General features: G+C 69.9%; 20 protein-coding genes. 9 read left to right on the top strand and 11 right to left on the bottom strand.

The features are described 5' to 3' along the window. Position 1: 1 nt before the first annotated feature. Positions 2-700, top strand: coding sequence for a GntR family transcriptional regulator (locus tag FHX82_RS16510; RefSeq protein WP_229881361.1), 699 nt, complete (start codon positions 2-4; stop codon positions 698-700). 55 nt (positions 701-755) lie between these two features. Here the strand turns inward: FHX82_RS16510 and FHX82_RS16505 are convergent, their stop codons facing one another. After that, positions 756-1,556 carry an alpha/beta fold hydrolase gene (locus FHX82_RS16505; protein ID WP_145932650.1) on the bottom strand — a complete coding sequence of 267 codons (801 nt, stop codon included), beginning with the start codon at positions 1,554-1,556 and terminating at the stop codon, positions 756-758. A 31-nt stretch (positions 1,557-1,587) separates the two neighbouring features. After that, positions 1,588-2,646: an NADH:flavin oxidoreductase/NADH oxidase gene (locus FHX82_RS16500; protein WP_145932717.1), complete on the bottom strand. Its 1,059-nt coding sequence runs from the start codon at positions 2,644-2,646 to the stop codon at positions 1,588-1,590. Between the two features lie 208 nt (positions 2,647-2,854). Between FHX82_RS16500 and FHX82_RS16495 the strand changes: the two genes are divergently transcribed. Continuing rightward, the gene (locus FHX82_RS16495) at positions 2,855-4,183 is read left to right on the top strand and encodes an MFS transporter (RefSeq protein ID WP_145932651.1); all 1,329 of its coding nucleotides are present in this window, start codon (positions 2,855-2,857) and stop codon (positions 4,181-4,183) included. 161 nt (positions 4,184-4,344) lie between these two features. Here the strand turns inward: FHX82_RS16495 and FHX82_RS16490 are convergent, their stop codons facing one another. Then, the gene (locus tag FHX82_RS16490) at positions 4,345-5,160 is read right to left on the bottom strand and encodes an IclR family transcriptional regulator (protein WP_145932652.1); all 816 of its coding nucleotides are present in this window, start codon (positions 5,158-5,160) and stop codon (positions 4,345-4,347) included. 115 nt (positions 5,161-5,275) lie between these two features. On the opposite strand from FHX82_RS16490, the gene FHX82_RS16485 reads away from it, so the two are divergent. From FHX82_RS16485 to FHX82_RS16470, 4 genes are all read left to right on the top strand, one after another. After that, entirely contained in the window at positions 5,276-5,518 is a 243-nt protein-coding gene (locus tag FHX82_RS16485) for a CapA family protein (RefSeq protein ID WP_145932653.1), read from the top strand. A gap of 2 nt (positions 5,519-5,520) precedes the next feature. Then, positions 5,521-5,730 carry a CapA family protein gene (locus FHX82_RS16480; RefSeq protein ID WP_145932654.1) on the top strand — a complete coding sequence of 70 codons (210 nt, stop codon included), beginning with the start codon at positions 5,521-5,523 and terminating at the stop codon, positions 5,728-5,730. A gap of 72 nt (positions 5,731-5,802) precedes the next feature. Continuing rightward, positions 5,803-6,702 (top strand): polysaccharide deacetylase family protein, encoded by a 900-nt coding sequence (locus FHX82_RS16475; protein ID WP_145932655.1) that lies wholly within the window; start codon positions 5,803-5,805, stop codon positions 6,700-6,702. Further along, the gene (locus FHX82_RS16470) at positions 6,699-7,859 is read left to right on the top strand and encodes a M20 family metallopeptidase (protein WP_145932656.1); all 1,161 of its coding nucleotides are present in this window, start codon (positions 6,699-6,701) and stop codon (positions 7,857-7,859) included. Before FHX82_RS16475 ends, FHX82_RS16470 begins: the two co-directional genes overlap by 4 nt. Before the next feature lie 242 nt (positions 7,860-8,101). Here FHX82_RS16470 and FHX82_RS16465 read toward each other — a convergent pair whose 3' ends face one another. Together FHX82_RS16465 and FHX82_RS16460 are read right to left on the bottom strand one after the other, a co-directional pair. After that, entirely contained in the window at positions 8,102-9,307 is a 1,206-nt protein-coding gene (locus FHX82_RS16465) for a cysteine desulfurase-like protein (RefSeq protein WP_183176657.1), read from the bottom strand. 3 nt (positions 9,308-9,310) lie between these two features. Then, complete coding sequence (locus FHX82_RS16460) at positions 9,311-10,264, bottom strand: GlxA family transcriptional regulator (RefSeq protein WP_145932657.1); 954 nt, start codon at positions 10,262-10,264, stop codon at positions 9,311-9,313. 71 nt (positions 10,265-10,335) lie between these two features. Between FHX82_RS16460 and FHX82_RS16455 the strand changes: the two genes are divergently transcribed. The 3 genes from FHX82_RS16455 to FHX82_RS16445 all read left to right on the top strand — a co-directional run bounded on the left by FHX82_RS16455 (position 10,336) and on the right by FHX82_RS16445 (position 15,018). Further along, entirely contained in the window at positions 10,336-10,563 is a 228-nt protein-coding gene (locus FHX82_RS16455; RefSeq protein WP_145932658.1) for a hypothetical protein, read from the top strand. Between the two features lie 79 nt (positions 10,564-10,642). Beyond that, complete coding sequence (locus FHX82_RS16450; RefSeq protein ID WP_229881356.1) at positions 10,643-13,606, top strand: GH92 family glycosyl hydrolase; 2,964 nt, start codon at positions 10,643-10,645, stop codon at positions 13,604-13,606. Positions 13,607-13,680: 74 nt separating this feature from the next. Continuing rightward, entirely contained in the window at positions 13,681-15,018 is a 1,338-nt protein-coding gene (locus FHX82_RS16445; RefSeq protein WP_145932659.1) for a protein kinase domain-containing protein, read from the top strand. Here FHX82_RS16445 and FHX82_RS16440 read toward each other — a convergent pair. The 6 genes from FHX82_RS16440 to glgX all read right to left on the bottom strand — a co-directional run bounded on the left by FHX82_RS16440 (position 15,015) and on the right by glgX (position 25,773). Next, a complete protein-coding gene (locus FHX82_RS16440; RefSeq protein WP_145932660.1) occupies positions 15,015-15,782 on the bottom strand; it encodes an SDR family oxidoreductase in 768 nt (255 codons plus the stop codon). The two genes, FHX82_RS16445 and FHX82_RS16440, sit on opposite strands and share 4 nt — an antisense overlap. Positions 15,783-15,905: 123 nt before the next feature. Next, positions 15,906-18,077, bottom strand: coding sequence for a 1,4-alpha-glucan branching protein GlgB (gene glgB, locus FHX82_RS16435; RefSeq protein WP_145932661.1), 2,172 nt, complete (start codon positions 18,075-18,077; stop codon positions 15,906-15,908). Then, on the bottom strand, positions 18,074-19,462 hold the full coding sequence (locus FHX82_RS16430) for a maltokinase N-terminal cap-like domain-containing protein (RefSeq protein WP_145932662.1): 1,389 nt from the start codon (positions 19,460-19,462) through the stop codon (positions 18,074-18,076). The genes glgB and FHX82_RS16430 overlap by 4 nt, the downstream gene beginning before the upstream one ends. A 2-nt stretch (positions 19,463-19,464) precedes the next feature. Beyond that, the gene (treS, locus tag FHX82_RS16425) at positions 19,465-21,276 is read right to left on the bottom strand and encodes a maltose alpha-D-glucosyltransferase (protein ID WP_145932663.1); all 1,812 of its coding nucleotides are present in this window, start codon (positions 21,274-21,276) and stop codon (positions 19,465-19,467) included. A gap of 198 nt (positions 21,277-21,474) precedes the next feature. Next, a complete protein-coding gene (locus tag FHX82_RS16420; RefSeq protein ID WP_145932664.1) occupies positions 21,475-23,454 on the bottom strand; it encodes a maltotransferase domain-containing protein in 1,980 nt (659 codons plus the stop codon). Between the two features lie 192 nt (positions 23,455-23,646). Continuing rightward, positions 23,647-25,773, bottom strand: a complete 2,127-nt coding sequence (glgX, locus tag FHX82_RS16415) for a glycogen debranching protein GlgX (protein ID WP_145932665.1) — start codon at positions 25,771-25,773, stop codon at positions 23,647-23,649. Positions 25,774-25,811: the final 38 nt, after the last annotated feature.

Genomic DNA, 25,811 nt, shown 5'->3' with positions numbered 1-25,811 from the left:
CGTGGCAGGGCAACGGGTGCAGCGCGTCGCCGCGCCGCTGCGGTCCCAAGTACTCGAAGTGCTCCGTCAGGACATTCTGGCAGCGGAGTTCAAACCGGGGGAGCGGCTGGTCGAGGCGCGGCTGTGTGCGCGGTACGAGGTCTCCCGGACGGTGATCCGCGAGGTCTTGCGGCAGTTGGAGTCCGAAGGACTGGTGACCACGGTGCCCAACCGCGGGCCGGTCGTCACCGAGCTGACGGCCTTCGACGCCAAGGCGCTGTTCGAGGTGCGGGGCGCGCTGGAGGGCTTGGCCGGGGCGTTGTTCGCCGAACGGGCCACGGCCGGGCAGCGTGAGCAGCTGGGCAAGGTGGTGCGGCGGTTCGCCCGCACTTACCGCAAGGCCGACCTGGCCGAGCGGCTGGCGATGAAGGACGAGTTCTACGACGTTCTTATCGCCGGGGCGGTGAATCCGGTCATCGAATCGACCCTCCGCGGTATCCACGCCCGCGTCCAGATGTTGCGCGGGCTGTCCCTGCAGGCTGACGGGCGTGCGCCGGAGACGGTCCGCGAACTGGAAGCGATCCACGACGCCGCGGCTGTGCGCGCTGACGCTGACGCCGCTCGTGCGGCGTGTGAGCTCCACGTCCGCAACGCGGGGGCCGCCGCACTACGCGAACTCGCCGCGCGTCAGCGCGAGGACCAGGAGCCCGACGCCGGCTGAGCCCCGGCCCGCTCCGTCGGGTGAGGGCGGTGGCGGTCCGGGGTGCTTCACCGTCCTATTCGGACAAAGTGTCGACCAGCAGCTCGGCCGTGCCCTCGGGCGACTCGACGTGAAAGTGGTGCGTTCCGAGGTCCACGGGCACGATGTGGATGCGGTCGCCGTATCGTTCGATGGCTTCCTGGCTGAGGATCGAACGCACCGCGAACAGCGTGACCGGCCGCGTGACCTCGCGCAGCGCGGCGTCCATGTCCCAGTGCACGAGCCCTTCCAGCGAGCGCAGGCCCGCAGGCTGCCGCACCGTCACCATCTTCGCGAAGTAGGCGTCGTTCAGCGCCGGATCGGTGCCTTCCGGCGAACCCGCCTCGACCATGCCCCGCATCGCCGCGGCGAAGTCCTCCCGGAATGGCTGCAGCACCGCGTGGGCCTGCTGCTCGTCCTGTGCGGGAAACAGGGAGAGGTAGTGCAGGGCGTCGAGCGCGATCACGTGCGAGACGACCTCAGGCAGGATCCGGCCGGTCTCCACGGCCACCGCTCCGCCCAATGAGTGCCCGACCACCGCACAGCTGACCACTGCCTCGGCTGCCAGCACGGCCGCGACGTCACGGGCGAACTCCTCCATCGTCCAGACCTCGCGCGTGGACCGGGACTCGCCGTGTTCGGCGAGGTCGATCGCGAGGACGCGGTAGTGCGCGGGTAGGAAGCCGATCACAGCGTCGAAATCCCTGCGGTTGCAGCCCCATCCGTGGATGAAGGCCAGGGTCGGGCCCTCGGCCGGTCCGCTGATCGTGTACCGGATCGTCGTGTCGTGCGGCCGCTGGACCTCGCGGTTCGTGGTTGTCCTTTTGGGCACGGTCATGCGAGTTTCCTTTCCTCTTCCACGTCCGGTCTCACAACGCGCGGTGATACTGGCTCGGCCACGCCGTCTTGTCGCTGGGCCAGTTGCGCAGCGCGAGGTACGGGTCGCGAAGCAACGGGCGCCCGATCAGCACGGCGTCGGCCTGGCCACCGGCCACGACCTCGCCGGCCAGTGAGAGGTCGCCGATCTGCCCGACCGGGGCGACGGCGAGTCCCGATGCCTTCTTGAGCGCGCTCGCGAACTCGACGTTGACGCCGTCCCTGGCCGGTGGCCTGGCCTCCCGGTCCCGCACCAGCACCCCGGAGGTGACGTCGAGGAGGTCGATGCCCACGGCCGCAAGTTCCTTGGCGAACGTGGCCGCCTCCTCGACGGAGATGCCGCCCTCGACCCAGTCCGTGGCGGTAATGCGCACGAAGACGGGCTTTCCGGCGGGGAACGCTTCCCGGACGGCGCGGGCCACGCGCAGTGGGAGGCGCATCCGGTTCTGCAGGCTGCCGCCGTACTCGTCCGTCCGGTGGTTGGACAGCGGGGACAGGAACTGATGCAGGATGTACCCGTGCGCGGCGTGGAGCTCGGCGACCTCGTACCCCGCCAGGTGCGCCATCCTCGCCGCGTTGGCGAAGGCCGACACGACCTCGTCGAGGTCGGCGTGACCGGCTTCCCGGGGCACGGACAGGTCGCCGAACGGGATCGGTGACGGCGCGATCAGCTCCCAGCCGCCGTCGTCCATGCTCACCGGGCCGTTTTGCCCCTCGCCCACCCAGGGCACCTGGTGCGACCCCTTCCGGCCCGCGGCCAGCAGCTGGATCCCGGGAACCGTGCCCTGTCCAGACAGAAACGACGTCAGGCGGCGGTGTGCGGCGGCCTGGTCCTCGTTCCAGATCCCGAGATCCGCCGAGGTGGTGCGGTGCAGTGGTCCGACGGCCGCGGATTCGACCATGATCAGGCCGGCCCCGCCCACCGCTCGTGCACCGTAGTGCACGAGGTGCCAGTCGGTCGGCTTCCCGTCGGGGCCCGCCGAGTACTGGGCCATGGGAGACATCCACAAGCGGTTGGGCACCGTGACTTCGCGCAGTCGTAATGGGCTCATCACGGGGCCGCTGGATTCTGTGCTGGGCACAGCTGAACTCACTCCCTCACAACTTCGCATCCGGCGGTAGCGCCAGATCTTGACATACAAGATTAGCGTAATACGCTAATCCGATCTAAGCGAGGGTGTCCGTCGCTACACCCGCCGGGCGCCCTCGGCGAAGCACACCCTGCCCCCGTTTCTCCGCTGTGATCCCAAGGAAAAGCCCATGCCAGCAGAAGAAAACATCGTCGCCGCGGTCGACACCGTCGGCGGCGTCGTGCGCCCGACCAGGATCACCCGCAAAGGCCGGAAGGCGATCTTCGCCGGGGCGCTCGGGAACGCGATCGAGTTCCTGGACTGGGGGGTCTACTCCGCCCTGGCGCCGGTCTTCGCAGGCCAGTTCTTTCCGTCAGGCAATACCGTCACCGCGTTTCTGTCCACACTGGCGATCTTCGCGGTGGGATTCTTCGTGCGCCCGGTCGGCGCCGTCGTCCTGGGCGCCTACGCCGACCGGTACGGTCGCAAAAGGGCACTGGCGCTGACCGTGACCTTGATGTCGGCCGGTGGTTTCATCATCGCGGTGTGTCCGACCTACGAGCGCATCGGGGTGCTCGCACCCGTGGTGCTGCTGGTGGCCAGGCTCGTGCAGGGCTTCTCCGCCGGTGGCGAATGGCCCAGCGCGGTGTCGTACATAGTGGAGAGTGCGCCGCCGCGGAGGCGCGCGTTCGCGGGGTCTTTCCAGCAGGTGTCGACAGCGGCCGGCGTGCTGCTCGCCTCGTTGCTCGGGCTCGTCGTGACCTCGGCTCTGAACGAGGCGCAGATGCACGCGTTCGGCTGGCGGATAGCTTTCGCGGTCGTCGCCGCCCTTGGGCTGATCGTCCTGTGGTTGCGGTCCCGTACACAGGAGACCGAGCACTTCGGCAACGCAGAACTGTCCGGCAAACCGCACGGGCCGGTGAAGACGCTGTTCGCCGAACACAAGCTGGGCCTGCTCCGCGTCGTCGGGATCACGGTTCCCGGCACGATCCTCTACTACCTGTGGATCACCAACATGCCTGGCTACGCCAGCACTACGACCGGTCTCAGCCTGGACAAGGCACTTCTCGCGAACTCCCTCGCGGTCGTTGTCTTCATGCTGCTGCTCCCGCTCGGCGGACTGGTGTCGGACCGTCTGGGCCGGCGCTCCACCTTCATGTTCTTCCTGGTCGGTTTCGCGGTGTTCGCGTGGCCGGCCTACCACCTGCTCGACGGCGGCGGGTTCTGGACGCTGCTGCTGGTCGAGCTTGTCGGCGTGATCCTGCTCGTGGGCAATTCGGCGAACGTGGCCGCCATCTACGCCGAGCTGTTCCCGACCCCGGTGCGCACGAGCGGCACCGGAATCCCCTATGCGGCGGCGGTGGCCGTGTTCGGGGGCACCGCGCCCTACTTCACCACCTGGCTGGCCAGCATCGGACAGCAGGACAAAATCTGGATCTACGTCGTCGCCTCGGTGGCCGTCGGCGTGGTCACGATCATGACGATGCCCGACGGTGCGAAGAAGCGGGCACTCGACTGATCCATCCGGGGAAAGGTTCACCGGCATCCGGACTCCTTCGCGGTCCGCTGTCTGCGCAGATGCTGGACGCAACGGTTATGCTACAACTCAGCACGCCGGTTCGCCATGTGGCACGAAAGAGGACGGGTGATGGACCGGCACCGCGCCTGGTGGCGACGCGATCAGACGGACGAAAGCAGTCGGCCGATCTCGTCCGCCGCCGCGATCACCAATGGTGCCCAGACCTTCGCGTGCGCACGGTCGAAGCGCATCGCCGGCACGGACAGCGTCAGTCCCGCGATGGGCTGCCCGGCCGGGTCCGTGATAGCCACGCCGATCGAAGCCACCTGGGGCCGGTACCACGACGACGAGCCGTTGAGGGCGTACCCGCGTTCCCTGGTCCGCGCGATCTCCTCGCGGAGCTCGTCGGCGTCCGGCACCGGCGCCTGCTCGACCTCCCTGAGCTCACGCCGCAGCAGTTCGTTCACCTCGGCCTCGCCGAGGTGCGCCATGATCGCCCATCCTGCGGACGTCGCACGCAGCGGCACCCGCGAACCGACCTCCTGGACGACGCGGACGACCTGCGTGGTGTCCTCCCGGGCGACGATGACGTAGTCTTCGCCGTCGCGCACGCCGAGGAGCACCGTCTCATCGGTGTCGGCGGCGAGACGCTTGATGATGGGACCCGCCACTTCTCGGAGGTCTTGTTCGCCGGCGCTGCGCAGCCCGAGGGTCAGCGCCTTCATCGTCACGCCCCAGCGCGCGCGCTCGGGGTCCACGATCTTCAGCCATCCTGCCTGCTGGAGCGTCACCAGGCACCGTTGCACGGAACTCTTCGGGATCTCCGTAGTGCGGGCCAGTTCCGAAACGCCGATCGGCTGCCGCAGGGCGACCTCTTCGAACACGCGCAGCGTACTGAGCACGCTGTTCATCGACCGGACGCCGCTGCCCGGCTTGCCCTGTCCGGCGAGGTCATCGTCATCCTCTGGGTCCCGCATGAGGAGGGGAGCGTACCAACTTGCGCACCGCCATTTCTCATGACGGCACGCTTTACCGGGCTCATCTCTCGTATTACGATGTAGCACGCCATATCGCATTGCGGAACGGAGCGAGATGGATCTGACGATCATGGGAGACTTGGTGGTCTCGGGGCGGCCCCCGCGGCCGGTCGCGGAGCCCGGCGGCCCTGGCGATCCGGCGTTCGGGCTTCTCCAGGGCGGCGACCTGACAATCGGGGACCTGGAGGTTCCGCTCACCGAATCCGGGCAGCGCGCCGGGAAACTGGTCACGATGCGTGCGTGCGCCGGCCTCGGCGCGGGAGAGCTCGCGCATTCGGTTTCGACCTGGTGTCCCTGACCATGAACCACGCGCTGGACTACGGCGCCGAGGGCACGCGCGACACGGTACGGGCGCTGGACGCCGCCGGGGTACGGAACGCCGCGTTCGGTGAAACCTCGCCGAGGCGCCTCCCCCGCAAAGCCGCGTTGCCGGCGGAGCCCTGGCGCTGGAGCGCAGTGTTCCGCGTGTGGCCCGGGGAGGCCCGGCCCGCGGTGTTCACAAGAGCTTGATCCGTCCACCTCGGTCGAGGAGGACGGGCTTGTCCGGCGCACTTCGACGAACCATGACGTTCTGGAGGAAGCATGACCGAGCAGCAGCCGTGGCAGTGGGATGAGCGAACCTGGCGCGGGCACGTCGAGCGGGTGCGCGCCGGGCGTCCGCTGCGCCCGGAGTCCTGGCCTGGTGGGGCGAGAGTCGCTGTGGCGTTGTCGTTCGACTCCGACCACGAAACGCCCGCGCTACGGGACGGCGAAGTGCTGCCGGGCAAGTTGTCGCAGGGCGAGTACGGTGCCCGGGTCGGGGTGCCCCGGATCATGGAGCTACTGAGGCGCTTCGAGGCGCCGGCGACGTTCTTCATGCCCGCCGTGTCCGCGCTGCTCCACGACGGCGAGGCGAAGTCCTATGTGGACGAGGGGCACGAGGTGGCGTTGCACGGCTGGATCCACGAACGCAACACCCAGCTGTCGCCCGAAGCGGAACGCGACCTGGCGTTCCGGGCCGCGGACACGCTGGAGCGCCTCGTCGGAACGCGCCCGGTGGGCATCCGCACCCCGTCGTGGGACCTTTCCCCCCACTCGTTGCGGATCGTGCGCGAGCTGGGCTTGACGTACGACTCGTCACTGATGGCCGACGACGACTGCTACGAAGTCCTCGCCGACGGTGAGCCCACCGGCATTGTCGAACTGCCGGTCGAGTGGATCCGCGACGACATGCCGTACTTCATGATGGACCGGTTCACCTACCTGCGCCCCTACACCACCCCACGCGGGGTGCTGTCGATCTGGCGCGACGAGTTCGACGTCGCCTACGCCGAGCACGGGATCTTCCAGCTCACCCTGCACCCCCACTGCATCGGTCACCGTTCCCGCATCACCATCCTCACCGAGCTGCTCGAGCACATCGCCTCGCACGAGGGCGTCTGGTTCGCCACGCACGCCCAGATCGCCGACTACGTACTCACCGGAAAGGACTCGTCCCGATGACCGGCATCAAGGAGCGCATCGAGCGCGTGTTCGAGCAGAACCTGGACTCGGTCCTGGAGCTGTCGCACCGGATCAACGCCAATCCCGAACTGGCCTTCGAAGAGCACGAAACGTCGGCGGCGCTCATCGCGGTCCTCGGAGAGGGTGGGCGGTTCTCGGTGGAGAAGGGTGTGGCCGACCTGCCGACGGCATTCGTGGCCTCAACGGGATCCGGCGACCTGGTGATGGGTCTCTGCGCGGAAATGGACGCGCTCCCCGGCATCGGGCACGGTTGCGGCCACAACACGATCGCGGCCGCGGCGATGGGTGCCGCCCTGGCGCTGGCGCCCCACGCCGACGAGCTCGGGCTGACGGTACGGGTCTTCGGCACTCCCGCGGAGGAAAAGGGGACCGGCAAGGAGATCATGGTCAACCGCGGCGTGTTCGACGGCACCCACGCGGCCATGATGGTCCACCCGTCGCTCAAGGACGTCGTCATCCCGCAGTTGCGTGCTTCGCGGTCCTGGCAGGTGATGTACACGGGTCGTGGCGGGCACGCGTCGCGCCCCTGGAACGCGCTCAACGCCGCCGACGCGACCGTCGTCGCCCAGACCGCCATCGGTCTGCTGAGGCAGCAGTTGCGCGACGGCATCAGGGTGCACCACATCGTCAAGGAAGCCGGGTCGGCGGTCAACGTCATCGCCGATCGGGCGGTCGTCGACTGCATGATCCGCTGCGACACCATCGACGAAGTCGACCAGGTGTGGGAACGGGTCCGGCGCTGCTTCGACGCCGGCGCCGTCGCCACCGGCACCAGTGTGGAGTACACCTCGCTGCCCTCCATCTACCGCGAGTTCCGCCACGACCCCGACCTCGCTTCGGTGTTCGAGAAGAACGCCAAAGTCATCGGGCGGACGTTCCCCGACTACCCCGACAAGATGTTCGGCTCGACCGACATGGGCAACGTCTCGCTGCGCATCCCCGCGATCCACCCGATGCTCTCCTACGACCTCCCGCCCGAAGACGGCAACCACACCGCCGCCTTCGCCGCCGCCGCGGGTGGCCCCGAAGGCGACCGGTTCGTCCACGACGCCGGCCTGGCAATGGCACTCACCATCGCCGAAGTGGCTCAGTCCCAGTCCATCCGCGCGCGACTGCTCGCCAAGCGAAACCGGTGAGCAGAATCGCTTTCCCGGGCGTCCCCATGTGGCTGTCAAGCCGCGGCAGAACCGGGTGGGTGGTAGTGAGTGTGGTTGCGGAGCATGGCGTAGAGGACGTCGCAGCGGCGGTGAACCAGCCAGGTCAGCGCGCGTCGGGCATTCCGGTGGCGCGGAGTCGTCTACCCGCGGGAGAACCACGCCATCCTCGAACGCGGCCACCAGCTCGACCTGCTGCACCGGACCCGCGACTGGTTCGACCGCTACCTCAAGCCCTCGACCGCTGCCAACAGACGGTCCACATCGGACTCGTTCGTGTAGGGCGCGATTCCCGCCCGTACCGCGCCCGCGTCCCCCAGGCCGAGATGTCGGGAGCACTCGAGAGCGTAGAAGCTCCCCGCCGGTGCGTTCACGCCTCGATCGGCCAGACGGCGATAAACCTCGTCGGGTGGCACACCGTCCACTGTGAACAGTACCGTCGGCGTGCGGTGGCGGGTGGGGGAGCCGTAGCGGGTGACTTCGTCGATTCCGGCGAGGCCCTCGTCCAAGCGGAGCAGCAGCGCGTTCTCGTACTCCTCCAGCGCGCGCATCGACGCGAGCAGGCGTTCGCGCCGGGAGCCGGTGCCGGGGACGAGCCCGGCGAGGAAGTCGATCGCCGCCGTGGCGCCCGCGAGCAGCTCGTAGGGGAGGGTGCCCAGCTCGAAGCGCTCGGGCACCGCATCGGTGGAGGGCGCGAGCTTGTCCGGGTGCAGCGTCTCCAGCAGCTCCGGCGCCGCGGCCACGAAACCCAGGTGCGGGCCGAGGAACTTGTACGGCGAGCAGACGTAGAAGTCCGCGCCCAGCGACGCCAGATCAACGGGCGCGTGTGGCGTCAGGTGCACACCGTCCACATAGCACAGTGCGCCCACCTCGTGCACGCGCTCGGCGATCGCGGGCAGATCCGGCCGGGTGCCGAGCAGGTTCGACGCCCCCGTGACGGCGACCAGCTTCGTCCGCTCGGTCACCGGAATCGCGTCCGCCGGCAGCTCCCCGGTCGCCGGGTCGAAGTCGGCCCAGCGGACCGTCACCCCGCGCGCCTCGGCGGCCTGCACCCACGGGCGGATGTTGGCGTCGTGGTCGAGCCGGGTCACCACGACCTCGTCGCCGGGCTGCCACGTCTTCGCCAGCGCACGGGAGAAGTCGTAGGTCAGCTGCGTCATGCTGCGCCCGAACACGACGCCCTCCGCCCGCCCGCCCACGAGGTCCGCCGCGGCCTGGCGCGCGTCCCGCACCACCTGCTCCGCACGGCGCTCGGCGGCGGTCACGCTACCTCGGTTGGCGATCGCGGCGGTGAGCGTCGCCGCGACGGCCTCGCCGACGACGTCCGGCACCTGCGAGCCACCCGGCCCGTCGAAGTGCGCGGCGCCCTCACCGAGCGCGGGGAAGTGCCTGCGTACCGCGTCCACGTCATAAGCCACGGCAGCCAGCATGCCTCAAGCGTGCGCGAAAGTCCGCCGGTAGTCGTGCGGTGAGACCCCCACCACGCGGTGGAAGTGGTGGCGCAGCAGGGCGGCCGTGCCGAACCCGCACTCGCGCGCGATCTCCTCGATGCCCAGCCGCGTCTCCTCCAGCAGCGTGCGCGCGTGCAGAACCCGTTGCGCGGACAGCCATTTGTGCGGTGTCGTACCGGTCTCGGCGACGAACCGGCGGGCGAAGGTGCGCTCCGACATCTGCGCGCGGCGCGCGAGCGTGGCGACGGTGTGCTCCTCGGCGAGGTTCTCCTGCAGCCACAACAGGATCGGCTGCAGGCTGTCGGCCGTGCACTCGGGCACCGGGGTCTCCACGAACTGCCGCTGCCCGCCGTCCCGCTGCGGCGGCACGACCATCCGCCGCGCGATGACGGTGGCCACGGCCGACCCCAGCTCCCGGCGGACCAGGTGCAGGCACGCGTCGATGCCCGCGGCGGTGCCCGCGCTGGTGATGATGTCGCCCTCGTCGACGAACAGCACGTCCGGATCGACCTTCGCGTCGGGGAAGCGCTCCTGGAACTCGCCGATGTGGTGCCAGTGCGTGGTGCAGTGCCGGTCGTCGAGCAGCCCGGCGGCGCCGAGCAGGAACGCGCCGCTGCAGACGGACAGCAGCGTCGCGCCCCGGGCCGCCGCGGCCTGGACCGCGGCGACGACGGCGGACGGGTACTCGTCGCGGATCGCGACGGCGGGCACGGCGACGAGGTCCGCGTCTTCGAGGCCGTCCAGCCCGTACGCCGGGGTCAGGGCGACGCCGGGGATCGACGTGGGCACCGGCTCGCCGGGGCGTTCGCCGCACACGCGGAACTCGAACTTCGGCCCGCCGTCGTCGCTGCGGTCGATGCCGAACACCTCGCAGATCACCCCGAACTCGAACGGGGCCACGTCCTCGATCACCACCACGGCGACGGTTTTCAGCATGGCGGAATTTTAGCGCAGGTCGTCAGATCTGCCACTGTTGGCAGGATCTGGCTGCGCGGACAGTTGGTGCCATGACGAACCTGATCCTCTTCCTCGCGGTCCTGGTCCTGCTCGGCTACCTCATCGAGCGCAACCACCGGCGGCAGCGGCCGCCGCGGATGAACGGCAGCACACCACACGAAAACCGCGACGTGGAACGAATAGCGGCCGATCTCCGTGGCGGGTCGCCGTCCGCGCCCGCGGCAGCCGAACGGCGGGTACCCCTGCCCCGCGCGGAGTGGCATCCTGTCGCTCGATGAAAGCGAAGTTGACCTCGCCGACCCCTGGTCGTCCGCCGGAGTTCACGTTCCGGTCGAACCGGACGGCTGGGATCGGCGGGTGATTCGATCCCTGCTCGCGGTCGCCCTGGTGGGCGCGCTGCTCCCCGCCGTGCCGGCCGAAGCCGCGGCCGCCAAGGTCACCGATCCGGTCCGCTACGCCGATCCGCTCATCGGTTCTGCCAACGGCGGCAACACCTATCCCGGCGCGGTGCGGCCGTTCGGCATGATCTCGTGGAGCCCCACCAACACCGCGGGGGACCAGACCAACGCGGCGGGCGCCAACGGGTACTCCTACGCCACGCCCCGCACCCGCGGCTTCGCGCTGACGCACGTCAACGGCGCCGGCTGCCACCCGGGCGCCGCCGGTGACGTGCCGATCCTGCCGTTCGCCGGTGCGGTCACGTCGTCGCCGACCGCCGACACCACGGACGCGGTGTACGCGAGCAACTTCAGCCACGACAACGAAAACGCGCAGCCCGGCCGATACACGGTCACGCTGGACTCCGGGGTGAAGGCCGACCTGTCCGTCACCACGCGTGCGGGTGTCGGCGAGTTCACCTTCCCCGCGGGCTCCCCGGCGAACCTGCTCTTCCGCGTGTCCAACTCGCTCAATGGCAGCGAGGACGCCGAGATCACCATCGACCCGGCCACCCGCACGGTCACCGGTTCCGTTCTCACGGGCGCGTTCTGCGGCCGCCGCGCCAACGGCGGCGATAACAACCGCAAGACCTACTACCGGCTGTACTTCGTCGCATCGTTCGACAAGGCGTTCTCCGGCACGGGCACGTGGGTGAACGACCAGCTGCAGCCCGGTTCGACCACCGCGCACGGCGGCGAGGGTTACCTCACCGGCGCCGCCCGCGCGGGCAAGGGCTCCGGCGGTTACGTCAGCTTCGACGCCACCGACGTGCAAATGAAGGTCGGCATCTCCTACACGAGCCTCGACGCGGCCCGCGGCAACCTCGCCGCCGAGGTGAAGCCCAGAGACACCGTCGCCTCCGTCGCGGCCGACGCGCGGCAGGAGTGGAACCGGCAGCTGCGCTCGATCGAGGTCGCCGGCGGCAGCGCCGACCAGCTCACCACCTTCTACACCGCGCTGTACCACTCGTTCCTGGAGCCGAACGTCGCCAGCGACGTCGGCGGCACGTACCTCGGCAGCGACCAGCAGGTGCACCGGCTCGCGCCGGGACAGCGGGCGCAGTACGGCAACTTCTCCGGCTGGGACGAGTACCGCGCGCACACGCAGCTGCTCGCGCTGCTGGAACCCGGGATCGCCGGGGACTTCGCGCAGTCGCTGTACAACCTGGCGCAGCAGAACGGCGGCGTGTGGGACCGCTGGATCCACGTCAACGGGCCGACGCACGTCATGACGGGCGACCCGTCCGCGCCCACGCTGGCCGGGTTCTACGCGATGGGCGTGCGCAACTTCGACGTCCGCGGCGCCTTCGACTCCCTGTACCGACAGGCGACCGTGCCGAACCCGGCCGGGCTGTCCGACGCCGGCTGTCCCGGGCAGTGCGAAGGCCAGCGACCGAACCTCGCGGAGTACCTGAAGCTCGGCTACGCACCGCAGGACGTCTGCCACTGCTGGGGTGGCGCGGCCGAGACGCTGGAGGACTCCGCGGCGGACTTCGCGCTCGCCGACTGGGCGCAGCGCCTGGGCAACCGCAAGGTCTACCGCGAGATGCTGCCGCGGGCGAGCTGGTGGCGGAACACGTTCAACCCGTCTGCCGGGCCGGAGGGTGGCTACCAGCAGGCCCGCGACTCCGACGGCACGTGGGTGTGGCCGTTCTCCTCGACCTCCGACCTCGGGTTCGCGCAGGGCACGAGCGCGACCTACACCTGGATGGTCCAGCACGACGTGTCCGGTCTCGCCGCGGCCATGGGTGGGAAAGACGTTGCGGCACAACGACTTGACGCGTTCTTCCACCGCCCCGACGGTTCCTGGGCCACCGGCGGCGACGGCTTCCGCTACGACCCGACCAACGAGCCCGGCATCCACACGCCGTGGCTGTACAACGCGCTCGGGCAGCCGTGGAAGACGCAGGAGACGGTCCGCGCGATGGCGTCTCTGGTGTACAAGACCGGTCCCGGCGGGCTGCCCGGCAACGACGACCTGGGCACGATGTCCGCGTGGTACGTCTTCGCCGCGCTCGGCCTGTACCCGCAGACGCCGAGCCGCGCGGAAATGTTGTTGTCCAGCCCGATGTTCCCGAAGGCGTGGGTCAAGCGCGACGGCGGCGGCCCGACGATCACCATCAACGCCCCCGGCGCTTCCGCGTCGAACATCTACGTGCAGAACGTGCGGCTCGACGGGCGTGCCCACGCGGAGTCGTGGCTGCCGGAGTCGGTCGTGAACTCCGGCGGCGAGGTCACGTTCACGCTGGGCTCGACGCCGAGCACGTGGGGCACGCCGCCGGTGGATCACGTCCAGCCCGCACCCGCGGTGCCGAACCTGCCCGCCGCCTGCACCCCGGCGGGTGCCGACTGCCTGCAGAACCCGCAGTACGACATCGACGGCATCGCGACGGCGGACGCCAAGGCGCAGGGCAACCTCGACGGCAAGGGCTGGAGCTTCCCGGCCGAGCAGCTGCCCCCGTCGGGTGTGCAAACGCTTGCGTCGGTGCCGTACCTGGTTCCGCCGACCACGGGCACGGCGGGGAACTTCTCCAGCCTGCGTGGCCAACGCGACTACGTCACGCCGGGGAAGTACCGGTCCGTCGAGCTGCTGGCGACCGCGGTCAACGGCGACCAGCAGACCGACGTGACCTTCACCTACAGCGACGGCACCACGAGCACGGCGCACCTCGCGATCACCGACTGGGCGGCCACGGCCGCCCACTTCGGTGAGGAGACCGCCCTGACGGCTTCGACGCGTTACAACGTCAACGGCACCGCGGACGGCCGCACCGTGCGGATCTGGCACGTCAGCCTGCCGGCCGACCCCACCCGCACCCTCACGTCGTTCACCACCACCGCCGTACCGAACCTGAAGGTCTTCGCGCTCACGACGCGCGGCTGACGCGTTCGCGGTTCACAGCCGCCGCACCCGTGGTACCTAGAATGGCCGTCCAGGACCTCGGGACCGGAGGGAACGTGACCGCCGAAGGCGAGCTGATCGCAGGACGGTACCGGCTGGTGTCCCGGATCGGCCGCGGCTCGATGGGCGTGGTCTGGCAGGCGCGGGACGAGCGCCTGGGCCGGACCGTCGCCGTGAAGCAGCTCGTGCTCGACGAGACCGCGGGCGAGGAAGCGGCCCAGCAGGCGGTCCGGCGCGCGATCAGGGAAGGGCGCGTCGCCGCCAAACTGAAGCATCCGCACGCCATCACGGTGCACGACGTGGTCGAGCACGACGGCAAGCCGTGCCTGATCCTGGAGTTCCTGCCGTCGCAGAGCCTCGCCGCGCTCACGGCCGAGCGGGGACCGCTGCCGCCGGCGTACGTCGCGGGGATCGGCAGCCAGGTGGCGTCGGCGCTGGCCGCGGCGCACGTCGAGGGCATCGTGCACCGGGACGTGACGCCCGGCAACGTGCTCATCGCGGCCGACGGGACGGCGAAGCTCGCCGACTTCGGCATTTCCCGCGCGCTCGGCGAGGGAACCGTGACGGACGGCGGGGTGATCGCGGGAACGCCCGCGTTCCTGGCACCGGAGGTGGCGGGCGGGGAAGAAGCGTCCTTCGCGTCCGACGTCTTCTCGCTCGGCGCCACGTTGTACGCGGCGGTCGAAGGGGCGCCGCCGTTCGGGCGGGACGAGAACCCGTACGCGCTGTTGCAGCGGGTCGCGCGGGGTGAGGTCGTGCCGCCGCGTCAGGCGGGGCCGCTGACCGAGGTGCTGACGCGGATGCTGCGGCCGGAGCCGCTCGAACGGCCGCGGATGGCGGAGGTGCAGGAGGCGCTGGACGCGGTGGCGCAGGGCAGGCCGGTGCCGCCGCCACGGGAGCCGACGTTGCTGCTGCCCGCCCGCCGGAAACCGCCGCGCCGCCTGGTTTTCGCCGGAGTGGGGGCGGTGGCGTTGCTGGCGGTCGGGGTGCTCATCGGCAGCCTGGTGCACGGCGGCGCGGACACTCCGTCGACCGCCGCGCCGGTGTCCAGCCCTTCAGCGACGACCTCCAGCAGCGCCCCGGCCCCGGAACCGGAGTGCGTGGCGGACTACCGGATCGTCAACTCCTGGCCGAACGGCTACCAGGTCGAGGTCACCGTGCGCGACAACGAAGGACGGGGCCTGACTGGCTGGACCGTCCGCTGGCAGTTGCGCGCCGGAGACGCGATCAACGGCCTCTGGAACGGCACCCTCGCCCGGAACGGCGCCGCGGTGACGGTGACGAACGCGAGCTACAACGCCGTGATCGCCCCCGGCGGCACGACGTCGTTCGGCTTCACCGCGGCCACCACGGGAAGCGACCCGGTGCAGCCCGCGGTCACCTGCAGCCCTTAGGCCGCGTGGCCGCCGTCCACGGTGACGATCGTTCCGGTGGTGTAGGCGGAACGGTCCGAAGCGAGAAACGCGATCAGGTCCGCGATCTCCCGTGGCTTCGCGGGACGCCCGAGCGGGAACGCCGACATCAGCTCCCGGTAGCGGTTCTCGTCGCCGAACTCGGTGCGGGCCCTGGACTTCATGAGCTTGACGATGCGTTCGGTCTCCACCGGCCCGGGGTTCACGCCGACGACGCGGACGCCCTCGTGCAGGCTGCGGCCGCCGAGCGCGCGGGTGAAGGCCATCAACGCCGCGTTCCCGCTGCTGCCCGCGATGTAGCCGCCGTCGAACCGCTCACCGGCCGCACCGATGTTGTTGACGATCACGCCCTGCCCGCGTTCCTTCATGCGCGCGTAGACGAGCCGGGTGAGGTCGATGTAGCCGAACACCTTCAGTTCCCAGGCGTGGCGCCAGGTTCCCTCGTCGACGTCCGCCAGCCGCCCGCCGGGGATGTCACCCGCGTTGTTGACCAGGATGTCCGGCTCAGGCACGGCGTCGGCCAGGCCGTGCAGGTCGTCGGAGTCGCGCAGGTCCACCACGTGCACGTGGACCGCCACGCCGTGGGCCGCGCGCAGGCGCTCGGCCAACGCGTCCAATGTGGATCCACTGCGGGCGGCCAGATGCAGTGTGCACCCTTCCTCGGCGAGCACTTCGGCGGTCGCCGCGCCGATGCCCTGCGAGGCGCCGGTGACGAGCGCACGCTTGTCGCGGAGGTGGAGGTCCATGGGGAGTGCCCTTCGCCGGTGGAGATCGTTTGCGCCACCAGTCTCACCCGGGAACCGGCGGCTCGGCACGACGACCCCCGTCGTGCCGAGCCGGGACCGGAAATTCCGCCCGACGACGCCCGGTTACTCGGGCACCAGCCACAGCACCCCGGCCGGGGGCAGCTGGAGCACCGCGGACGCCGGCATCCCGTGCCAGGGCTCGGCCACCGCCTCCACCACGCCGAGGTTCCCCACGCCCGAACCGCCGTAGCCGGTCGCGTCCGTGTTGACCGCCTCGCGCCAGCGGCCCGCCACCGGCAGGCCGATCCGGTAGTTGTGATGCGGCCCGCCGGCGAAGTTGGCCACGCACGCCAGCCGCGAACCGTCCTCGCCGATGCGCAGGAAGCTCACCACGTTGTTGTTCGCGTCGTTCGCGTCGATCCACTGGAAACCCTCGGGCCGGGAATCCGCGCTGTACAACGCCGGAGACGCCTTGTACACCCGGTTCAGGTCCGCCATCAGCCGGCGCACGCCGGCGTGCAGCGGCTGCTCCAGCAGGTGCCAGTCCAGCGAACGCTCCTCCGACCACTCCTGCTCCTGCGCGAACTCCCCGCCCATGAACAGCAGCTGCTTGCCAGGGTGCGCCCACATGAACGCCAGCAACGACCGCACCCCGGCGGCCTTGTTCCAGTCGTCACCCGGCATCCGCGCCCACAGCGAACCCTTGCCGTGCACCACTTCGTCGTGCGACAGGGGCAGCACGAAGTTCTCGCTCCACGCGTACACCAGCGAGAACGTCATCTCGTTGTGGTGGTACATCCGGTGCACCGGGTCGTGCGCCAGGTAGTGCAGCGTGTCGTGCATCCAGCCCATGTTCCACTTGAAGCCGAAGCCCAGCCCGCCGAGGTGGGTCGGGCGGGAGACCCCGGGCCACGCCGTGGACTCCTCGGCCACCATCAGGACACCCGGGTGTCGCTTGTAGACGGTCGCGTTCAGCTCCTGCAGGAACCGCACCGCGTCGAGGTTCTCGCGGCCGCCGTACTCGTTGGGCACCCACTGGCCGTCGGGCCGCGAGTAGTCCAGGTACAGCATCGACGCCACCGCGTCCACGCGCAGCCCGTCCAGGTGGAACTCCTCCAGCCAGTACAGCGCGTTGGCCACCAGGAAGTTCCGCACCTCGTTGCGCCCGAAGTCGAACACGTACGTGCCCCAGTCCGGCTGCTCGCCGCGCCGCGGGTCCGCGTGCTCGTACAACGGCGTCCCGTCGAACCGGGCCAGCGCCCAGCTGTCCTTCGGGAAGTGCGCGGGCACCCAGTCCACCAGCACGCCGATGCCGCGCTCGTGCAGGCGGTCCACGAAGTACCGGAAGTCGTCCGGCGAACCGAACCGCGACGTCGGCGCGTAGTACGACGTCACCTGGTAGCCCCACGAACCGCCGAACGGGTGCTCGGCGACCGGCAGCAGCTCGACGTGCGTGAAGCCCGTCTCCTCCAGGTAGTCCGCCAGCTCGTCGGCCAGCTCCCGGTAGCCCAGCCCCGGCCGCCACGAGCCGAGGTGCACCTCGTAGATGCTCATCGGCGCATTGACCCAGTTGGTGGCGGCGCGCTGCGCGAGCCACGCGTCGTCGCCCCACTCGTACGACGACTCGGTGACCACCGACGCCGTCTTGGGTGGCCGTTCCGTCGCGAACGCCAGCGGGTCGGCCTTCTCGTGCCAGTGCCCGTCCGCGCCGAGGATCCGGTACTTGTAGACGGTCCCCGCGTCGAGCCCGGGAATGAAGATCTCCCACACGCCCGAGGAGCCGAGCGAGCGCATCATGTGCGACCGCCCGTCCCAGCCGTTGAAGTCGCCGATCACGCGCACGCCCCGCGCCGTCGGCGCCCAGACCGCGAACGACACGCCACGCACGACGCCGTGCGGCGTGTCGTACCGGCGCACGTGCGCGCCCAGCACGTCCCACAGCCGCTCGTGCCTGCCCTCGCCGATCAGGTGCCGGTCCAGCTCACCGACCGTCGGCAGCCACCGGTACGGGTCGTCGACCTCCACGACGTGCCCGTCGAAGTCCACTTCGAGCCGGTAGTCGCCGGGGTTCTCGGGCACCGTGCCGGAGAACAGGCCGTCCACCACGCGCGTCAGCTCGAACTTGTGGTCTGCGGCCACCACGGTGACAGACCGGGCGTGCGGCTGGAAGGCGCGGACCACCACCTGGTCGGAGACGGTGTGCACGCCGAGCACCGAGTGCGGATCGTGGTGCGACCCGTCCAGCAGCCGGTCGATGTCCGCTGGGGCCGGGGCGCCGTCGGGCAGTTCGGTCACGGGTTGCTCGCCTCCTCGGCGATCCGGGCGATCGACGCGAGCGGCACGCCGAGCCACTCCGGCCGGTTCGCGTGTTCGTAGGCGACCTCGTAGACCGCCTTGTCCAGTTCCAGTGCCCGCAGCAGGTGCACCTGCGAGCGGGGGTCTCCGATGGACTCCGGCGCGGCCTTGGCGTACCCGTCGCAGAACGCGTCCCGGTTGCGCCTCGACCACTCCAGTGCCCGTTCGGTGAGCTTCGGGTCTTCCGGCTGCCCGATCAGCATCTGGTGCGCCGCGTAGTCGAACGAGCGCAACATGCCCGCCACGTCTCGCAGCGGCGAGCGCAGCGCGGACCGCTCGGCGAGCGGCGCCGCCGGTTCGCCCTCGAAGTCCAGCAGCAGCCAGCCGGTGACCGTCCGCAGGACCTGCCCCAGGTGAAGGTCGCCGTGGATGTACTGCATGGGGACCGGACCGGAGAGCTCGCGCAGCTTCTCGAACGCCGCCCGCAGCGCGGGCGCGTACTCGGCGAGCTCCGGCACGACCTGCGCCACCGAGTCGAGCCGCGCCTGCATGATCTTCACGACCTCGTCGAGGTGCTCGGCCTCGGCCACCTGCTCGCCGAGCGCCCGCCGCAGGTCGTTGTGCACCTTCGCGACGGCCTGGCCGAGCCGCTGGGACTCGCCCGCGAAGTCGCCGCCCACCTGGTCCGGCGGCAGCTCCGGGTCGGCCATCAGATCGCGCACGCTCGTGGTGGCCATGGCCCAGCCGTCCACCGCGTCGGTGATGAACTGCTGCAGCATCCCGACCGTGGCCGGCTCGCCGTACAGGTCGCCGGTGATGCTGCCCAGCAGCGGCGCGATGTGCTCGCACCCCTGCTCCTGCAGCGCGCGGTGCAGCAGCAGGTCCGGGTTCTCACCCGGCGACAGCTTGCGGAACAGCTTGAGGATGTAGGAGTTGCCGTAGACGAGCGAGGTGTTGCTCTGCTCGGAGGTGATGGGACGGCCACGCAGGCCGCCCTTCACCTCGGCGCCCGGCTCGTGCCGGAACTTCAGCGAGCCGACGTCCGCGCCCTCCGCGATGAGGTCCAGCAGCCGGCCGGTGACGTCGGCGTCGCCGGTGGCCTCGTAACAGGGGCGGCCGCGCTCGGTGCCGATCCAGCTGGATCCCAGGTACTCCGGGAGCTGGTCCCGGCTGGCGACCACCAGCTGGTAGGGCGCCATGCGGTCGCCCTGGTACACCTCGACGATCATGTGCAGCAGCAGCGGGTCGCCCTCCTGCAGCACCGTCGTGCCCAGCGGCCGGACCGAGGTGATCGGCCGGTCCTTCCCACCGAACCACCGTTGGGTGGGCAGCCATTTCGGAAGTTCGCTCACCAGGGGGTCGATCAGTTCAGCCGGGTCGCTCACCGTCAGTCACCTCGCCTCGCCTTCGCGTCCTCGTCCAGCAGCTGGAACCAGTAGAACCCGTGGCCGGGCAGGGTGAGCAGGTACGGCAGCTCCCCGATGTCGGGGAACAGCACGCCTCCGGTGAGCTCCATCGGCGTGCAGCCCTCGTGCTCGGCCAGGTTCAGCTCCACCGGCTGCGGGAACCGGGACAGGTTGTTCACGCACAGGACCACGTCCTGCCGTCCGTCGGGCCTCGTCCACGTGCGCTTGTACGCCAGCACGCTCGGGTTGGACCCGCCGAGCTCGACGAACTCGCCCTCGGCGAACGCGTGGTGCTGCTTGCGCACCTCGATCATCCGCCGGGTCCAGTTGAGCAGCGAGGAAGCGCTGTCGCGTTGCGCCTCCACGTTGATGGCCTGGTAGCCGTAGATGGGGTCCATGATGACCGGCAGGTAGATCCGGCCCGGGTCGCACGAGGAGAAGCCCGCGTTCCGGTCCGGGGTCCACTGCATGGGTGTGCGCACCGCGTCGCGGTCACCCAGCCAGATGTTGTCGCCCATGCCGATCTCGTCACCGTAGTACAGGACGGGCGAGCCCGGGAGGGACAGCAGCATGGCCGTGAACAGTTCGAGCTGGTTCCGGTCGTTCTCCAGCAGCGGGGCCAGGCGCCGGCGGATGCCGATGTTGGCCTTCATCCGCGGGTCCTTGGCGTACTCCGAGTACATGTAGTCGCGCTCTTCGTCGCTGACCATTTCGAGCGTCAGCTCGTCGTGGTTGCGCAGGAAGATGCCCCACTGGCTGTTGTCGGGGATCTTCGGGGTCTGGGCGAGGATCTCGGAGATCGGGAAGCGGGACTCCCGGCGCACCGCCATGAAGATGCGTGGCATCAGCGGGAAGTGGAACGCCATGTGGCACTCGTCGCCGCCGGTGGCCGGGTCGCCGAAGTACTCCACGACGTCGGAGGGCCACTGGTTCGCCTCGGCCAGCAGCACGCGGCCCGGGTACTCGTCGTCGACCACCTTGCGGCAGCGTTTGAGGAACTCGTGCGTGCGCGGCAGGTTCTCGCAGTTGGTGCCCTCCTGCTCGAACAGGTACGGCACGGCGTCCAGGCGGAATCCGTCGATGCCCAGGTTCAGCCAGAACCGCAGGACGTCGATCATCGCCTCCTGCACGGCGGGGTTCTCGTAGTTGAGGTCGGGCTGGTGGCTGAAGAACCGGTGCCAGTAGAACTGGCCGCGCACCGGGTCGTAGGTCCAGTTGGAGGTCTCGGTGTCGACGAAGATGATGCGGGCGTCGGCGTAGCGGGAGTCGTCGTCGCTCCACACGTAGAAGTCGCCGTACGGCCCGTCGGGATCGGTGCGGGACTGCTGGAACCACGGGTGCATGTCCGAGGTGTGGTTGAGCACCAGGTCGGTGATCACCCTGATGCCCCGCTTGTGCGCCTCGTCCAGCAGGTAGACGAAGTCCTCCACGGTGCCGAACTCGGGCAGCACCGCGCGGAAGTCGGAGATGTCGTAGCCGCCGTCGCGCAGCGGCGAGGCGTAGAACGGGGGCAGCCACAGGCAGTCCACCCCGAGCCATTCGAGGTAGTCCAGCCGCCCGGCCAGGCCCCGCAGGTCGCCGGTGCCGTCACCGTTGGAGTCGGTGAAGGCGCGCACCAGCACCTCGTAGAAGACGGCGCCCTTGTACCACATGGGGTTGCTGGGAGCCTGTTTCGCCGACTGGAAGTCGTCGGCCTGGGGTTCGACCAGCATGCCTTCTTCGGTCATCGCCTCACCGGTATGAGGCACCCCGTCCAGCCCGAGTGCCGCGTCGGGCCGGGGTTCTTCAACCATCACTCCACCTCGTCCCGACTGTTGTTGCTGTGGTGCGTTGCTCGCCGGTGTGAGGGCTCGCTTCGATGCAGCCCGAGTGCCGCGTCGGGCCGGGGTTCTTCAACCATCACTCCACCTCGTCCCACCTGAAATCCGGGTACGTCCCCGCCACCCCCGTGCGCCTCGCCGGCACGGGGGTGCCCTCCTGCTCGTTCCGTGTCAGCCGGCCAGTCGTCGTTGCAGGCTCACCACGTGCGCGACCGCCCGCCAGGGTTCGAGCCGCACGTAGTTGGCCTGGCCCCAGTCCCAGGTCTCACCGGTGACCTCGTCGTGCGCGATCAGCCGGTCGTACCAGTCGAAACCGAGCGCGGGCAGGTCGAGCCACAACGTGCCCTCCTCGGCTCCGAAGGGGTTCAGCGTCGCCACGACGACGACCGTGTCGCCGGTGGCGGGGTCCTGCTTGGAGTAGGCGATCAGTCCGCCGTTGTCGATGTGGTGGAACTTCAGGGTGCGCATCTGCTGCAGCGCGGGGTGCGCGCGCCGGACGGCGTTGAGCTTGGTCAGCCACGGTTCGAGCGACCGGCCCTCGGCCAGCGCCTTGGCGAAGTCGCGCGGGCGCAGCTCGTACTTCTCGGAGTTGAGGTACTCCTCGCTGCCCTCGCGCACGGGCTGGCACTCGTACAGCTCGTAACCGGAGTACACGCCCCACGACGGGGACAGCGTCGCGGCGAGCGCGGCCCGCAGGGCGAACATGCCCGGCCCGCCCCGCTGCAGCGACTCGTGGAGGATGTCCGGGGTGTTGACGAACAGGTTGGGCCGCCCCTGGTCCCAGTGCTCGACCAGGTCCTCCCCGAACTCGACGAGCTCCTCCTTGCTGGTCCGCCAGGTGAAGTACGTGTAGCTCTGGGTGAAACCGAGCTTCGCCAGGCCCCACAGCCGCGCCGGGCGCGTGAACGCCTCCGACAGGAACAGCACGTCGGGGTGCGCGTCCTTGACGGTGGCGATCAGCCAGGCCCAGAAGTCCGGCGGCTTGGTGTGCGGGTTGTCGACCCGGAAGATCCGCACCCCGTGCCCGACCCAGTGGAGCACGACGCGCAGCACCTCGTTGTAGATGGCCTGCGGGTCGTTGTCGAAGTTGATCGGGTAGATGTCCTGGTACTTCTTCGGCGGGTTCTCCGCGTACGCGATGGTGCCGTCGGGGCGCGTGGTGAAGAACTCCGGGTGCTTGAGCACCCACGGGTGGTCGGGCGCGGCCTGCAGCGCCAGGTCGATCGCCACCTCCAGGCCCAGCTCCTCCGCGCGCGCCACGAACGCGTCGAAGTCCTCCAGCGTGCCCAGGTCGGGGTGGACCGCGTCGTGCCCGCCCTCGTCGGAGCCGATGGCCCAGGGCGAGCCGACGTCGTTCTCGTCCGCGACGACGGAGTTGTTGCGCCCCTTGCGGTTCACGCGGCCGATGGGGTGGATCGGCGGCAGGTAGACGACGTCGAAGCCCATCCGGGCGACGCGGTCGAGCTCCTTGGTGGCGGTGGCGAACGTGCCGTGCACCGGCTTGCCCTCGGCGTCCCAGCCGCCCGTGGAGCGCGGGAAGAACTCGTACCAGGACCCGTAGGCGGCGCGCTCCCGGTCGACCCAGATCTTGAACGGCTTGCCCTTGGTGACCAGCTCGCGCACCGGGTACTCGTGCATGACGCGCTCGACGTCGTTCGACAGCGCGGGCCCGATCCGCTCGGCGAGCAGCCGCACCGAATCACGCAGCGCGGCCGAAGCGCTGGCCAGCAACGCCCGTTCGCGGCGGCGGTCCGGACGGCGGGACACGCGGTCGAGCAGCTGCGCGCCGATCTCCAGGTCGTTGGCCAGCTCGTCGGCACCCTGCCCGGCGGCGACCTTCACCTTCACGTTGTGCCGCCACGTGGACCACGGGTCACTCCACGCGTCCACGCGGAACGTCCACATGCCTTCGCAGTCGGGCACGATCACGGCGCCGTAGCGGTCGAGTCCCGTGCCCTGCTCGGTCATCCGCGTCCGCCGCGCGACCCGGTCGTTCGGGCCTCGCCATGTGACTGTGGCGGCGAGGGCGTCGTGCCCCTCCCGCCAGACGGTCGCCGAAACCGGGACGTGCTCACCGACGACGGCCTTGGCCGGGTACTGGCCACAGCTCACCGCCGGGGTCACGTCGTCGATGCCGAGCCGGCCGGTCATCGGCAGCGCCCCTTCCCTTGATGTGCGTGTGTGATGCGCGGAAGCCGCAGCCTGTGGGTGAAGATTTTCAAGACCGGGAACAGGTCCTCGGCAGGTGGTACCCGGCTGCGGACAAGCGCAAACCTATCGGTTGCCACTTTGGGACGCCGGGCGACTCCTGTCCAGTGCCCGCGCCGACTGGTAACCCAGGCGTCACCGGCGCGGTGCGCGCAACAGCAGCAGGGACCGCGAGGTGAGGGTGAGGGTGTCGCCGGGCTTGAGCGGCTCGACGCGCGCCGGGTCGCCGTCGGGGCAGCTGGTGTCGAGCGTCGGCTTGAACGACGGCCCGTACTCCTCCGCGGGCAGCGTGATCTCCACCGGTTCGTCGCCGGAATGCAGCCACAGCAACCAGGAGTGGTCCGGGATCAGCTCGCCCGCCCGGGTGCGGGACTGGCTGTTGGAACCGTCGATCCACATGCCGAGCGTCCGGCGGTCGTCGTCGAACCAGTCCTTCTCGGTCATCTCCGTCCCGTCGGGACGCAGCCAGATCAGGTCCGGTTTGCCCGTGGGCGTCTTGCGGCCCTCGAAGAACTGCGGCTGGCGCAGCGCCGGGCTGTCCGCACGCAGGTGGATCACGCGGCGGGCGAACGCGAGCATCGCCTCGGCGTCCTCGCCGCCCGCCCAGTCGAGCCAGGACGTCTCGTCGTCGAGGCAGTAGGCGTTGTTGTTGCCGTGCTGGGTGCGCCACAGGTCGTCGCCCGCGACGATCATCGGGGTGCCGGTGGACAGCAGGAGCGTGGCGAGGATGTTGCGGGCCTGGCGGGCACGCAGCGCGGTGATGTCCGGGTCGTCCGTCGGGCCCTCGACGCCGTGGTTCCAGGAGCGGTTGTCGTTGCTGCCGTCCCGGTTGTCCTCGCCGTTGGCCTCGTTGTGCTTGCCGTTGTACGACACCAGGTCCCGCAGCGTGAAACCGTCGTGGGCGGTGACGAAGTTGATCGACTGCCACGGGCGGCGCAGGTTGTGGTCGTAGAGGTCGGACGAGCCGGACAGCCGGAACGCGAGGTCGTCGACCCGGACCGCGCCGCGCCAGAAGTCGCGCACGGTGTCGCGGTAGCGGCCGTTCCACTCGGCCCACTGCGCGCCGAAGTCGCCGACGCGGTAGCCCTCGCCCGTGACGTCCCACGGTTCGGCGATCAGCTTGCAGCGCGACAGGACCGGGTCGGTGGTGATGGCCGTGAGCATCGCCGAGTCGCGGTCGAACGCGCCGCCGTGCGGGCGGCCGAGCGTGCTGGCGAGGTCGAAGCGGAAGCCGTCGACACCCATCTCGGTGGCCCAGTAGCGCAGCGAGTCGGTGACCAGCCTGATCACGGTGGGGGAGCCGGCTTCGAGGGTGTTGCCGCAGCCGGTGAGGTCGAAGCCGCCGCCGCGGGGGCCGTGCAGGTAGTAGGCGGGCGCGTCGAGGCCGCGGAAACTCAGGGTGGGGCCTTCGAAGCCGCCTTCGCACGTGTGGTTGAAGACGACGTCCATGATCACCTCGATGTTCACCGCGTGCAGCGCGGCGACCATGGTGCGGAACTCCTCGACCTCGCGGCCCGGTTCGCTCGCGTACCCGGCGTGCGGGGCGAAGTAGCCGAGCGGGGAGTAGCCCCAGTAGTTGCGGCGGCCGGTGCGCACGAGGTACGGCTCCTCGGTGAACCAGTGCACGGGCAGCAGTTCGACGGCGGTGACGCCGAGGCGCACCAGGTGCTCGATCACCACCGGGTGCGCGATGCCGAGGTACGTGCCGCGCAGGTGCTCCGGGACGAACGGGTGCTGTTGCGTGTAGCCCTTGACGTGCAGCTCGTAGATCACCGACTCCTCGAACGGCACCTCCGGCTTGACGCCGGTGTCGGGCCCGCCGTGCGAGCCGACGACCGACAGCGGGACGCTGCCGAGCGAGTCCACTTTGGAGATTTTGCCGTGCATCGGGTCGCCGACGTACCCGAGCGCGGCGTCGAGGTCGGTGAGCGCGCCGGTGATGTGCGTGGCGTACGGGTCGACGAGGAGCTTCGCGGGGTTGCAGCGCAGCCCGCGCTGCGGCGCGTACGGGCCGTGGACGCGGTAGCCGTACTTCTGGCCGGAGGTGACGCCGGGGACCAGGCCGTGCCACACGCCGAAGGTGCGCTCGGTCAGCTCCACGCGGCGCTCGGAGCCGTCGTCGGAGATCAGGCACACCTCCACCGCCTCCGCGACGTTCGAGGTCACGGCGAAGCGGACGCCACCCCCTTCGGGGTGCGCGCCCAGCGGGAAGGGGCGGCCGGCGAGGACTGCGGTGTCGGCTGCTGACGGTGGGATGGCCATCTTCCGATCTTCCCAGCCTCCCCCGACATTTCGCACAT

It is taken from the genome of Amycolatopsis bartoniae (assembly GCF_014191255.1).
Lineage (GTDB): Bacteria > Actinomycetota > Actinomycetes > Mycobacteriales > Pseudonocardiaceae > Amycolatopsis_E > Amycolatopsis_E bartoniae.
The sequence above is the reverse complement of the archived record's forward strand: the minus strand, read 5'-3'. Positions and strand labels throughout refer to the sequence as shown.